The sequence below is a fragment of the Pandoraea norimbergensis genome (assembly GCF_001465545.3).
Classification (GTDB): Bacteria; Pseudomonadota; Gammaproteobacteria; order Burkholderiales; family Burkholderiaceae; genus Pandoraea; species Pandoraea norimbergensis.
The window spans coordinates 5055545-5068281 of the sequence record NZ_CP013480.3 but is presented as its reverse complement, the minus strand read 5'-3'; the positions used below and the strand labels follow the sequence as shown (position 1 = coordinate 5068281).

The following is a 12737-nucleotide window of genomic DNA, read 5'->3' as shown; positions in this document are numbered from 1 at the left end:
TCATGTCTATTGAAGCGCCCTTGGCCGCGTTCGCACTGTTGGACGACAGTGCAGACCCGGCCGGCGGGGCGCGTCTGTATACCGGGCTCGTACGCGAGGTAACTTGCGACGAGCCCGGTGTGCTTTCCGACGCGCTACGCGAGATTGAAGACGCCACGCGTCACGGCCTGCACGCCGTGTTGCTGGCCGATTACGAATTCGGCGTGCGTCTGGCCGGTGTGCACACGGTGGCCACACGCCGCGCCCCCGGACAATTCCGCGCACTGCTGTTCCGTGAATTGCAGAAGCTCGACGCGGCACAGACGCAGGCTTGGCTGGCGGCGCAGGACGATGCGCCGGACGCCAACGTCGCGGGTAATACTGGCATGGCCGGTAGTGCTGGTGTCGCTGGTGTCGCCGCGCTTCAGCGCGACGTCAGCGAGCCCGCCTTCGACGACGCCATCGCTCGCATTCACGACTGGCTCTCGCAGGGCGAGTGCTACCAGATCAACTACACGTATCGCCTGAACTTCGACGCCTTCGGCTCGCCGGTCGCGTTGTATCGCCGCCTGCGTGCGCGTCAGCCGGTGCCGTACGGTGCGCTGGTGGTGCTGCCCGGCGCGCGTAACGTGGCGGGCCGGGCGATTCTTTCGCTGTCGCCTGAGTTGTTCCTGCGCCATTCGCGCGGGCAACTCGAAGCCAAGCCGATGAAGGGCACGGCGCCCGCCTCGGGCGATGTCGCGAGAGATACCGAACTTAGCGCAGCGTTGGCCGCCGACGAGAAGAACCGCGCCGAGAATCTGATGATCGTGGACTTGCTGCGCAACGATCTCGGCCGCATCGCGGTGCCCGGTACGGTCAAGGTGCCGAAGCTGTTCGAAGTCACGCGCTTCGCCAGCGTGTTGCAGATGACCTCGACGGTCACGGCCACGCTGCCCGAGCAGACGCCTTTTCACGCAGTTTTGCGCGCGTTGTATCCGTGCGGTTCGATCACCGGCGCGCCGAAGCATCGCACGATGCAATTGATCGGCGAACTGGAGTCATCGCCGCGTGGCCTCTACACCGGTGCCATTGGCTGGCTCGACGCACGAGAGGATGCCCCCGGCGAGTTAGGCGACTTCTGTCTGTCGGTCGCGATTCGCACGCTCGAACTCGAATCGCCGCGCACGGACGGTCTGCGTCGCGGACGGCTCGGTGTGGGCGCGGGGATCGTGCTCGACAGCACAGCGGACGAAGAGTGGGAAGAGTGCAAACTCAAGGCGCGTTTTCTGACCGCGCTCGATCCCGGCTTCGCGATCTTCGAGACGATGCAGGCGACGCGCGCCACGGGCATCGCGCATCTCGGTCGTCATCTTGCGCGTATGGGCAAGTCGGCGCAGTACTTCGGCTTCCGGTTCGACGAAGCCGCGCTGCGCACGCAACTGGGTGACGTGGTGAAGACGTTGACGGAAGACGACACGCATCGCGTGCGTCTGGCGATCTCGCATGACGGCACCCCGGCCATCACGCATGGCGTGCTGACACCACTGCCTCGCACCGTGAAAGTGCTGCTGGCCGATGCCGCCGATGCCACGGACGCCACCAATACGACGCGCGCCGACGATCTGTTCCTGCGTCACAAGACCACCGTGCGCGAGCGCTACGACGCCGCGTGGAAGCACGCCGAAGCCAACGGCGCGTTCGACACGCTGTTCTTCAACGACCGGGGAGAGTTGACCGAAGGCGGACGAAGCAATGTGTTCGTCAAGCTGGGTGGTCAGTGGGTGACACCGCCGCTCGCGTGCGGTGTGCTGCCCGGGGTGATGCGAAGTGTGTTGCTCGAAGACCGCGCATTCAACGCGGTCGAAGCGGTGATGACACGCGATGACCTGCTGAGTGCGCAGGCCATCGTCGTGTGCAATGCACTGCGAGGCGTGGTGCCCGCAGTCGTTCAACTGCCCTGACGCGACGCGATTTGCGGCACGAACAGGTCGCTCCATTTCGCCGGACGCGTCTTGATCGTGCCCGCGCGGCCCATGAACTCGACGTACTGCATCAGGCCATTGGGCGTCGTGGTGAATTGCAGGCCGGGGTCGGCGATCATCTGCTCGATTTCGGCTTGCGGCAGGTTCATCTTCGACACGCGCAGGAAGGTCTGCGCGGCGCCCACGTGATCCTTCGCGATATAGGCGGCCGCTTCTTCCTGTGCGGCGAGAATGGCCTGCACCAGCTTCGGATTCTGCACCGTGAACTGCTTCGGCGCGAACACCACGTCAATCGTGATGTTGCCGAGCACGTCCGTCGAGTTGAGCACGCGCTTGATGCGCGGGTCCTTCAATTCCTGATACGAGAACGGCGGCGACGTGAAGTGGGCCGTGATTTCCGTTTTGCCTGAGAGCAGGGCGCTCACGGCTTCCGGATGGCTCAGGCTGACCGTCTGCGGGTCGAGCTTCGCGTAGTTCTCGATACCGAACGTCTTCGCCACGGCCATTTGCAGCAGCACGGCGGAGAGCGAGGTCTTGATGCCCGGAATCGCGATCTTGTCTTTCGACGTGAAGTCCTTGAGCGACTTGATGTTCGGGTTGTTCGTGTTCAGCCAGAGCGGGCCGGTCGACAGCGCCGAGAGACCGATCACTTCCGAGCGCGGAATGCCGTGCGCCTTCGACCACAGCGTGATGAAGCCGGGCGCGCCCGTGCCAGCCACGTCAAGGTTGCCCGCGAGCATGGCGTCGTTGATCACGTTGCCGCCGTCGAGGATCGTCCACGTGGTTTTCACGTCACCCAGCCCCAGTGCCTTCGCGTGCTTCTCGACGAGATGCTGGTCGCGCATGACCATCAGCGGCAGATAGAGAATGCCGTAGCCGTGCGAGAGGCGCACGGTGCTGGCTTCGGCATGGGCCAGATTGCCGACAGTGGAAAGTGCCGTCGTGGCGGCCAGCGCGAGGGTGCTGACCCAGCGCGTGAAATGACGTCGATTCATGGTGTTCTTGTCTCCGGATCGTTGGAATTATTCACGCCCCCGCCAGTAAATCAAGCGCAGGCGCGTTACTTATCAATCAGTCAATCAGTGCTGCATGCCCCAGCGGTGCAGCGTGCGCTTCTCGATGCGCGCAAACAGCAGGTTCTCTACCGCCAGACCAATCAGAATCACGAAGAACAGGCCGGCAAACACGTTGGCCGTCTCCAGCGAATTGCGGTTCTCGAAGATGTACCAGCCAAGGCCGCCCGACCCCGACGACACACCGAACACGAGTTCGGCGGCGATCAGCGTGCGCCACGCAAACGCCCAGCCCACTTTCAGGCCGGTGAGAATGCTCGGGAACGCAGCCGGAATCAGCACGTGCTGCACCAGCGCAAAGCGCTTGAGCCCGTAGTTCTGACCCACCATGCGCAGCGTCTTCGACACGCCGCGAAAGCCGCTGTGCGTGTTGAGCGCCACGGCCCACAGCACCGAGTGCACCAGCACGAAGATCACGCTGCCGTTGCCCAGACCGAACCAGATGAGCGCGAGCGGCAGCAGCGCAATCGCGGGCAGCGGGTTGAACATGGCCGTGAGGGTTTCGAGCAGGTCGTTGCCGATCTTCGAACTGATGGCCACCGTCGTGAGTATCGCGGCCAGCGCGATACCGATGCCGTAGCCGATCAGCAGGGTCTTGAGCGAGACGACTGCGCGCAGCAGCAACACACCGCTCGTGATACCGCCGACGAAGGCTTCCAACGTATCGGTGAAGCTCGGGAACAGCAGCGCGTTGTCGAGCCAGCGGCCGTAGATTTCCCAGATCAGCGCCAGCACCAGCAGGATGACGGTCTTGCGCAGCCAGCTCAGGCGGTAAAGCGTCTCGAACGTGGAGAGCGGGCGCTGGATCGACGAGAGTTCGGCGGGCACCGGCTCCAGTACGAATTCGGGGCGGAACACGGGCTGGATGCCGGATTTGATGGCTTCGGCAGAGGACGCCGTCGGCGCGGCTTGCACGGGTTGCAACGTTGTCATGGAAATTTCCTCAGTGCGCCGCGAACAGCAGTTGGTCGATACGCGTTTCGAGCGCGCTCTGATGGGCGGTGCCCAGTTGCTCGGGGGCAATGCTGTTGAGTTCGGCCTTGACCTGTCCCGGGTGCGGCGAGAGCAGCAGAATGCGCGTGCCGATGCGAATGGCTTCGTCGATGCCGTGCGTGACGAACAGCACGGTGAAGCGCGTGTCGTCCCACAGGCGCAGCAACTCGTCCTGCATCTTGCGGCGGGTGAGCGCGTCGAGTGCGGCGAAGGGCTCGTCCATGAGCAGCACGTCCGGCTCCATGGCCATGCCGCGTGCAATCGAGACGCGCTGTTTCATGCCGCCCGAGAGCGTGTGCGGATAGCTGTCGATGAACTTGGCCAGCCCGACTTTCTCGATGTAATGCGCGGCACGATCGGCGGCTTCGCGGCCTTTCAGGCGACCGCTGGCGGTGAGCGCGAATTCGACGTTCTGGCGCACCGTTTTCCACGGCAGCAATTGATCGAACTCCTGAAACACCATCATGCGGTCTGGGCCCGGCTCGGTGACCGTGCGGCCTTTCAGGCGAATTTCGCCATTCACGGGGGGCAGATAGCCACCGATGGCCTTGAGCAGGGTCGATTTGCCGCAACCGGACGGCCCGAGCAACACGAACCGGTCGCCGGGGTACACGTTGAAGCTGACTTGCTGGGCGGCGGTCACGAGGTAGTCGTCGGTCTTGTACTGAAGCGTGACCTGATCGATTTCCAGCAACGGCTGTGCGCCAGCCGGCACCGGCCCGGCGGCCGGATGGGGGTTGTTGGGCATTGCCTGTCTCCTGATTGATGCTCTTATAATCGGCTCCGATACTAAGCAGCGAAGCTGTAACGAAGCTGACATAGCGGGATAAGCCGGGCTAGGACAAACCCTGTGTTTATCGCGTGACAAGTCAGAAAAGGAGACTTTGTAACCATGCGCATCATGCTGGTGGAAGACACCGTCGATGTGGCGGAAGCGATTGCCACGCAGTTGCGGCGGCTCGGACACGCGCTCGACTGCGAGACGGACGGCGCCTCGGCGGCGGCGCGCATCGGTGACGATTACGATCTGCTGATTCTCGACGTGATGCTGCCGCACGTCGATGGACTGGAGTTGCTTCGACGTGTGCGCGAGCGCGGACTGTCCACGCGTGTGCTCATGCTCACCGCGTGCGCCGAAATCGAAGAGCGCGTGCGCGCACTCGATCTCGGTGCGGACGACTATCTGACCAAACCGTTCGATTTTCGCGAACTCGAAGCGCGTGTGCGTGCGCTCATGCGCCGCACCGGGCAGGACGCGACCAATCAACTCGCCTGCGCAAATCTGACGCTCGATCGCAAGAGCCGCGGTGTGGAAATCGACGGGCAGCCGGTCGAACTCACGCGTCGCGAAGTGACGTTGCTCGAAATTCTCGCCGCCCGTCCGGGGCGCATCTTCGGCAAAGACGAGTTGATGGATCGTCTTTATGGCGACGAATCGCCGCCGAATGCCAACGCGCTCGAACAATACGTCGCGCGCCTGCGCAAGAAGCTCGCTGCTGCGCAATTCCAGATTCGCACGTTGCGCGGGCTGGGCTACCAACTCGTGCTGTCATGATCGTTCCCGGCCGGTCACTGTATCTCCGGCTCGTCGTCCGGATGGGCGTCGTGCTGGCACTCGCCGTGGCGGCGGTGCTGCTCGGTATCTGGTTCTCCACGCGAGCCGCCGTCGACCGTGCGTATGACCGTTGGTTGCTCGGCAGTGCGCTTCAGGTCGCGGAAAACACGTGGTATCAGAACGGCGAAGTGAACGTCGATGTGCCACTTGCGGCGTTCTCGGCACTCGCCCCCGGTGACCAAATTTTCTACACAGTGCTCGATCCCAACGGGCGCTCGGTCGCGGGCGATTCGGAATTCCGTCCGCCGATTCCGTGGGACAAGCTCGCCGAGGGCCCCATCGTGGTCGATGGCACGTATCAGGAGATGCCGATTCGCATTGCCATCGTGGGGCGGCGCATGCCGGTCGCGGCAGCGCATCCGTGGGCGGTCGTGGCGATGGCGCACACGCAGAACGCGCGTGTGAGATTCACGCGAAATCTCGCGGACAACACGCTGCTGATCACGATTGCCACCGGCGTGTTGACGTTGCTCGCGGCGCTATGGACGCTGCGTCAGGCGCTCGCACCGCTCAAGCAGATCGAGGCGGCGATTCGCGAGCGAGACTCGAACGATCTCGTGCCGTTGGCGGTCACGGCACCCGCAGAAACGCTCGCGTTAGTCGGCGCGATCAACGACTTCATGCAGCGGCTGGCGACCTCGCGCGCGCTGATGCGGCGTGTGATCGGCGATGCCGCACATCAGTTGCGCACGCCTGTGACTGCGCTCACCGCGCAAGCGGAAATGCTGACGCAAACCGATGACGAAGCCGCTCGCCAGTCACACATTGCCCGCATTCAGAAACAGGCACGCGGCTTGGGCGGGCTCATTCACCAGTTGATCAATCACGCGATGGTGCAGCACCGCGCCGATAGCGTGGCGCCGGCGCCTGTCGATCTGGGCGAGTTGTTGCAGGATGCGATGCGCGAGACGCTGTCGTATGCCGATCGCGATATCGATTTCTCGCTGCAAATGCCTGAAACCTCGGCGGGGGCGGGCGTACCGGCGATGATCGTTGGCGATGCGCTGAGCTTGCGCGAGGCGATCAAGAACGTGCTGGTCAACGCGCTCGCGTACGGCGCGCCGCATCGGTTGTACGTGGACGTGACTGGTGATGGCGATCAGTGGCGCCTGCGTTTCTTCGACGATGGCCCGGGCATTCCCGAGACAGAATGGCAGCGCGTGCGCACGCCGTTTTCGTCACGTGCCGATGGCCGCGAAGGCGCGAGTCTGGGGCTGGCGATGGTGGCCGAAGTGATGCGCGCGCATGGCGGCCAAATGGCCTTCGAGCGCATCGATGGGGAAGGGTTTGCGGTGGTGTTGACGTTGCCGAAGGCGAGCGCGTGACGGCGCATCGAAGGCGTTCGTTTTTACTTATTGCCCGGCATCGTTAGCAGAACGTCGTAATAGCTGACGATGTTGTCTTCGCTGCCCTGCGTGATTCGGTTGTACGTTTTCGCCCATGGGGAAAAACGGGTGCCGCCTTCACTCTGCATGCCGGGGAAACGTTGGTCGCCGAGGGTGACCAAACCCCACTGGCCGCCGTGATTGCGACGATAGACTTCGCCGATATAACTGCCGAAGACTTGCGCGTATTGCAGGACTTTGGTGTCGGCGGGTTTGGGGTCTTGTGAGACGTAGGCGTCGTGCAACTTGCCCAGTACCGTCTCGACGCCGGCGATGCTTTTCTCCGATCCGTCGAGGGTCACCGAGTATTGAATCAACGCGTAGCGCACCGCGTCCGCTGCATAGTGCTGCGCGGCCGCTTCGATATTCGCGTCGGGCACGAAGGTGCTCTGAGCCCCTTGTGCCGCGACACTTCCGGCACCTGCGAGCAGGCATGCCGGCAGCACGAGCGTCATCAGTCGTTGCTTGAAAATGCTCGTGCTCATGGCGATTCCCCTTAGAAGCAATGCTCCGGTGCCGGGAACGTACCGTGCTTGACCGCCTGCACATAAGCTTCGACCGCAGCGGCGATGCTCGGCTGACCGTCCATGAAGTTCATCGAGAACTTCGGCGACTTGCCGGGGAACACGCCCAGCATGTCGTGCAGCACCAGCACCTGACCGTCGCAGTCGGGGCCGGCACCAATGCCGATGGTCGGCATCGTCGGCAACTCGGGCGTGACCTTCGTGGCCAGCGCTGCCGGAATGGCTTCGAGCACCACCAACTGCGCGCCCGCTGCCTGCAAGGCACGCGTGTCGGCAATCAGTTGTTGCCCGGCGGCTTCATCGCGAGCCTGCACCTTGAAACCACCGAACGCGTGCACCGACTGCGGCGTGAGACCCAAGTGCGCACACACCGGAATGCTGCGCTCGACCAAGAAGCGCACGGTATCGACCAGCCACGCGCCGCCTTCGATCTTGACCATCTGCGCACCGGCTTGCATCACGGCCACGGCGCTCTGATACGCCTGTTCCTTCGTGCCATACGTGCCGAACGGCAAATCGGCCACCACCAGCGCCTTGCTGGCGTTACGCGCCACGGTTTCGGTGTGATAGCAGATGTCGCGCAGCGTGACGGGCAGCGTGGTGCGCTGGCCTTGAATCACGTTGCCGAGCGAATCGCCGATCAGCATCACGTCGACGCCCACGCGATCGAGCAGGGCGGCAAAGCTGGCGTCATAGCAGGTGAGCATCGCGATCTTTTCGCCGCGCGCACGCATGTCGGCAAGCCCGGGCACAGTCACGGCCTTGCGATTGGATTCCTGGAGATAACTCATGTCGGCCTCGGTTCAGGAGGAGTCACTGGCGCGCCGGGCGGGGACGGGTGATGTCGTACGCCCGCGACGACGCATGGATCGGAGAGAGAGGCAGAGGCGCCGCCGAGCCTCGTGGGCTCAGGGGCGCGCGCCCTTGACGAAGACTTCTTTGCGCCCGCGCATCTGATCGATGCGTTCGATCAGCAGCGCGAAATCGCTGTCATTGTGCGCCGGGTCGAACTGTTCCGTATCGACGGTCAATACCGGCGCTGCGGCGTAATGATAGAAGAATTCGCCGTAGATGTCGCATAGCGCGCGCAGATACGTGTCGGGGATCTGCTGCTCCATCGGAATCGCGCGCTTCTGAATGCGCGAGAACAGTGTCTCGGGGCTCGCCTGCAAATGAATCACGAGATCCGGTGCGCGGTGCGCCCGCTCGATGTGAGCGACGAGGCGGTGGTACAGCGCGAGCTCGTCATCGGCCAGCGTGAGCCGCGCAAACAGGCCGTCTTTCTCCGGCAGGAAGTCGGTGAAGATCGGCTTGCCTTCGATATCGCGTCGTGCAATTTCCATCGCTTCGTCGACGCGTTGCAGACAAAACGTCAATTGCGCGGGCAGCGCATAGCGCGCGCTGTCGCGATAGAAACGCTCGAGAAAGGGGTTGTTCGCGGGCTGTTCGAGCATCAAGTCGGCACCGGCCGCGTCGGCGAGACGCCGTGCGAGCGATGTCTTGCCCACGCCGATGGGGCCCTCGACGGCCAGATAGCGAAAACGCCCGAGGACGGGCGATCTCATCGGACGATCATGATGCGTAGGCGCGCTTGGTCGGGCAGCAGCACTGCGCGACACGTTCGATGCGCTGATCGGCCACCGCCGGCAGCAGCGCGCTGACGCGGCCAACACCGGGGATGTCGAGTTCGGGAGCGAGGTCGGCGAGCGGGCGCAGCACAAAGGCGCGTTCTGCCATGCGCGGATGCGGCACGATCAGATCCGGCTCGGCAATGCGGTCTTCGCCGTAGAGGAGAACATCGAGATCGAGCGTGCGCGGCGCGTTCTTGTACGGCCGCTCACGCCCGAAGTGCAACTCGATCTTCAGGCACAGCGTGAGCAATTGACGCGCAGTCAGCGACGTCTCGACGGCAACGACGCAATTGAGATAGTCGTCGCCGCTCGACTCGATGGGAGCGGTGCGATAGAAATCGGATTTACCGATGATCGTGACGCCAATTTGCTGCGCGAGACAGACGATGGCGTCCTTCATCGATTGACGGGCGTCGCCAAGATTGGCACCCAGCCCGATGTAGGCAACAGTCATGAAGCACCTTCGGAACCATGCTGTCGCGATGATACCCGCTTGCCATTTTTCTCGCTGGTAGCGTTCTCACCACTATCGCCGCCCGAGTTTGCCCCCCCCGAGTTGCCGCCGCCTTCACCACCATCGCCACCCTCATTACCACCATCGCCACGCGAGCCCGGCTTGCGACGGCGGCGACGGCGCTTGGCGGCCGGCGTGCTGCCCGAAGCCGCACCCTGCGAGAGCAGTGCGTCGCGCGTGACGGAGTCGCCTTCGAGGAAGTCGGTCCACCACTGGCCCACATCGGCAGGCACTTCACCCGATTCGCAGCGCAGCAACAGGAAGTCGTAACCGGCGCGCAGACGCGGGTGTTCGAGCAGGCGCAGCGGCGTGCGGCCGACGCGCTTGTCCAGACGCACCTGCAAGCCCCAGATTTCCTTCATGTCGGCGACAAAGCGGCGCTGGATGGCCAGCTTGCCGGTCTGTGCATCGAGCACGTCGTCCATCGCGAGGTGCAGCGCAGGAATCGGATATTCGCCGGCGCGTTGATACGCTTGCCACTTCTCGAGCACGAGGTGCCAGAGCAGGGCCGCGAACAGGAAGCCCGGCGAAACCGGTTTGCCCGCACGAATGCGGGCATCGGTGTTGGCCAGCGCGAGCGTCACGAACTTCTCGCCCAGCGGCTGTTCCAGCACCACGTCGAGCAGCGGCAGCAGGCCGTGATGCAGGCCCTGTTCGCGCAGTTGCTGCACGCAACCCCAGGCGTGGCCCGAGAGCAGCAGCTTGAGCATTTCGTCGAACAGACGCGCGGCAGGCACGTTGTCGATGAGCGGCGCGAGTTCCGGAATCGGTGCGGCCGTGGCGTCGTCGATCTTGAAACCGAGCTTGGCGGCAAAGCGCACCACGCGCAGCATGCGCACGGGGTCTTCGCGATAGCGCGTGGCCGGGTCGCCGATCATGCGCAGCACGCGCTTCTGAATATCTTCCCAGCCGTGGTGATAGTCATGCACCGTTTGCGCGGCCGGATCGTAATACATCGCGTTGACGGTGAAGTCGCGGCGGGCCGCGTCTTCATCCTGCTCGCCCCAGACGTTGTCGCGCAGCACGCGGCCCGACTCATCGGTCACGTGGGTCTTGCGATCGAGTTCGCCCTTCTTGGGACGGCGTGCGCCGATCTGCTCGCTGTCGATCGCGTCGACCAGTGCCCGGAACGTGGAGGTCTCGATGATCTCCTGCCCGAACTGCACGTGCACGATCTGGAAGCGCCGGCCGATGATGCGTGCGCGCCGGAACAGGCGCTGCACTTGCTCGGGCGTGGCGCTCGTGGCGACGTCGAAGTCTTTCGGTGCAATGCCCAGCAGCAGGTCACGGACCGCGCCGCCGACGATGAACGCCTTGAAACCGGCCTGTTGCAGCGTGTCGGTCACGCGCACGGCGTTCTTCGAGAGCAGCGTCGGGTCGATGCCGTGCACCGACACGGGAATGACGACCGGCGTGCCGGCAGGGGTGGCACTGTAAGCGGCGTCGGGGGAGCCGCTTTCTTTGCCGAGCAGCTTCTTGATGAGTTTGCGTATCACTGGAACAACTCGAGAATGGGCCAGCGACGCGCCAGCGCGATTTCGCGCAGAGCTTCATCGGGATTGGTCGCCACCGGATGGTTCACTTTCTCCATCAGGGGGACGTCGTTGGCAGAATCGCTATAGAAGAATGCGTGGTCGAAGTCACTCCACGTCTTGCCCAGGCTCGCGAGCCAGGCTTCGGTGCGGGTGATCTTGCCCTCGCGGAAGCTCGGCGTACCGACGTAGGCACCGGTGTAACGGGCCTGCGGGTCGTCGCCGACAGTTTGCGGTTCAGTGCCGATCAGGTGATCGATGCCGAAGGCCTTGGCGATCGGGCGCGTGACGAACGTGTTGGTCGCGGTCACGATGGCGCACAGATCGCCGGCCTTGCGGTGGATGTCGAGCAATTCGAGCGCTTCGGGGCGCACGTGCGGCAGGATCGACTCTTCCATGTACTGCGCGTGCCAGGCGTCGAGCTGATCGCGCGGGTAGCGGGCGAGCGGCGCCAGGCAGAAACGCAGATAGGCGGGCATGTCGAGCCGGCCTGCACGGTAGTCCTGATAGAAGGCCTCGTTGGCCTGCGCGTATGTGTCGCGGTCGACGGCGCCCTGGCGCACGAGGAAGCGGCCCCACTCCTTGTCGCTGTCCGTAGGCAGCAGGGTGTGGTCGAGGTCGAAGAGAGCTAAATTGGTCATTGCGCGAATTTTACCTGAAGCGGACAGCACTCAGTGCCAGTCAGTTTTTGCCGTCGGGGGCGGCGGGATCGGCGTGAGTCAACATCTGGCGCAGCAGCGGCAGGGTCACGGCCCGCTTCTGCTCCATGGAAAAACGGTCCAGCCGGTCGAGCAGGGCCATCAGGCTCGACATGTCGCGCTGGAAGTGGGTCAGCAGATAGGCGGGCACGTCGGCCGCCAGTTGCAGGCCGCGCTCGCGCGCGGCGTTTTGCAGCGCTTGTTTCTTGCCGTCGTCGTCCAGACCCACGATATGAAAAACCAGACCCCAGCCCAGTCGCGTACGCAAATCTTCGCGCAGCGGCATGTCGACCGGGGGCTGTGACCCGGCGGCGACGAACGCGCAGTGCGGCCGGGCGCGGGTTTCGTTGAACAGATTGAAGGCGGCGATCTGCTGGTTCGGCGAGAGGTTGTCGCAGTCGTCCACACAGTAGACGGTGCTCGATTCATCGAACATGAAGGCGGCCAGCGGGCTGTTGGGGCGCAAATAGCGCGCGCCCGGGCCCACGGCATGGACCAGCGCTTCCATCAGATGGGTGCGCCCGGACCCCGCGCTCCCCCACAGGTAGATGCCGCGGTCGCGTGCGGTGCCGGCCGACAAATCGGCAGGCAAACCGGCGAGCGTCTGCGCCACCTCGCGATTGGGCCCGACAATAAAATTGTCGAACGTGGCGGGCGGCGGTGTGCCGAGGTCGAGAAACAGTTGCTGGATCACGAACGAAGATAAGCCGGCGGAAGGCCGGCGCCATACGGTTTGCAGGGCACGCCGGCACTGGGCCGGCGTCCGATATCCCGTTTGCGTGCCAGCAGGGGCCGCGCATCGGGTAAAATCGCATTTTACCGAACCTTG

Annotated in this window: 13 protein-coding genes; 3 read left to right on the top strand and 10 right to left on the bottom strand. The window is 63.9% G+C overall.

Going from position 1 to position 12737, the window contains the following annotated elements; translation table 11 throughout:
• Nucleotides 1-2: 2 nt before the first annotated feature.
• A complete protein-coding gene (locus tag AT302_RS22110) occupies nt 3-1922 on the top strand; it encodes a chorismate-binding protein (RefSeq protein ID WP_058375863.1) in 1920 nt (639 codons plus the stop codon).
• Here AT302_RS22110 and AT302_RS22105 read toward each other — a convergent pair.
• The 3 genes from AT302_RS22105 to AT302_RS22095 all read right to left on the bottom strand — a co-directional run bounded on the left by AT302_RS22105 (nt 1910) and on the right by AT302_RS22095 (nt 4757).
• A complete protein-coding gene (locus tag AT302_RS22105; protein WP_058375862.1) occupies nt 1910-2938 on the bottom strand; it encodes an ABC transporter substrate-binding protein in 1029 nt (342 codons plus the stop codon). The genes AT302_RS22110 and AT302_RS22105 overlap by 13 nt on opposite strands.
• An 84-nt stretch (nt 2939-3022) precedes the next feature.
• Entirely contained in the window at nt 3023-3955 is a 933-nt protein-coding gene (locus AT302_RS22100; protein ID WP_371328819.1) for an ABC transporter permease, read from the bottom strand.
• A gap of 4 nt (nt 3956-3959) precedes the next feature.
• Nucleotides 3960-4757, bottom strand: a complete 798-nt coding sequence (locus AT302_RS22095) for an ABC transporter ATP-binding protein (RefSeq protein WP_058375861.1) — start codon at nt 4755-4757, stop codon at nt 3960-3962.
• A 144-nt stretch (nt 4758-4901) separates the two neighbouring features.
• On the opposite strand from AT302_RS22095, the gene AT302_RS22090 reads away from it, so the two are divergent.
• Both AT302_RS22090 and AT302_RS22085 read left to right on the top strand, forming a co-directional pair.
• Nucleotides 4902-5564 carry a response regulator transcription factor gene (locus AT302_RS22090; RefSeq protein ID WP_058375860.1) on the top strand — a complete coding sequence of 221 codons (663 nt, stop codon included), beginning with the start codon at nt 4902-4904 and terminating at the stop codon, nt 5562-5564.
• Complete coding sequence (locus AT302_RS22085) at nt 5561-6949, top strand: sensor histidine kinase (protein ID WP_058375859.1); 1389 nt, start codon at nt 5561-5563, stop codon at nt 6947-6949. The genes AT302_RS22090 and AT302_RS22085 overlap by 4 nt, the downstream gene beginning before the upstream one ends.
• Nucleotides 6950-6972: 23 nt before the next feature.
• On the opposite strand, the gene AT302_RS22080 is transcribed toward AT302_RS22085, so the two are convergent.
• From AT302_RS22080 to hda, 7 genes are all read right to left on the bottom strand, one after another.
• Nucleotides 6973-7494 (bottom strand): hypothetical protein, encoded by a 522-nt coding sequence (locus AT302_RS22080; RefSeq protein ID WP_058375858.1) that lies wholly within the window; start codon nt 7492-7494, stop codon nt 6973-6975.
• Between the two features lie 11 nt (nt 7495-7505).
• A complete protein-coding gene (panB, locus tag AT302_RS22075; protein WP_058375857.1) occupies nt 7506-8324 on the bottom strand; it encodes a 3-methyl-2-oxobutanoate hydroxymethyltransferase in 819 nt (272 codons plus the stop codon).
• A 117-nt stretch (nt 8325-8441) separates the two neighbouring features.
• The gene (locus AT302_RS22070) at nt 8442-9098 is read right to left on the bottom strand and encodes a deoxynucleoside kinase (protein WP_058375856.1); all 657 of its coding nucleotides are present in this window, start codon (nt 9096-9098) and stop codon (nt 8442-8444) included.
• Nucleotides 9099-9105: 7 nt separating this feature from the next.
• The gene (gene folK / locus AT302_RS22065) at nt 9106-9618 is read right to left on the bottom strand and encodes a 2-amino-4-hydroxy-6-hydroxymethyldihydropteridine diphosphokinase (RefSeq protein ID WP_058375855.1); all 513 of its coding nucleotides are present in this window, start codon (nt 9616-9618) and stop codon (nt 9106-9108) included.
• Nucleotides 9615-11174 carry a polynucleotide adenylyltransferase PcnB gene (gene pcnB / locus AT302_RS22060; RefSeq protein ID WP_058375854.1) on the bottom strand — a complete coding sequence of 520 codons (1560 nt, stop codon included), beginning with the start codon at nt 11172-11174 and terminating at the stop codon, nt 9615-9617. Before pcnB ends, folK begins: the two co-directional genes overlap by 4 nt.
• Nucleotides 11171-11851, bottom strand: coding sequence for a histidinol-phosphatase (locus AT302_RS22055; protein ID WP_058375853.1), 681 nt, complete (start codon nt 11849-11851; stop codon nt 11171-11173). The genes pcnB and AT302_RS22055 overlap by 4 nt, the downstream gene beginning before the upstream one ends.
• 40 nt (nt 11852-11891) lie before the next feature.
• On the bottom strand, nt 11892-12602 hold the full coding sequence (gene hda, locus AT302_RS22050) for a DnaA regulatory inactivator Hda (protein ID WP_058375852.1): 711 nt from the start codon (nt 12600-12602) through the stop codon (nt 11892-11894).
• Nucleotides 12603-12737: the final 135 nt, after the last annotated feature.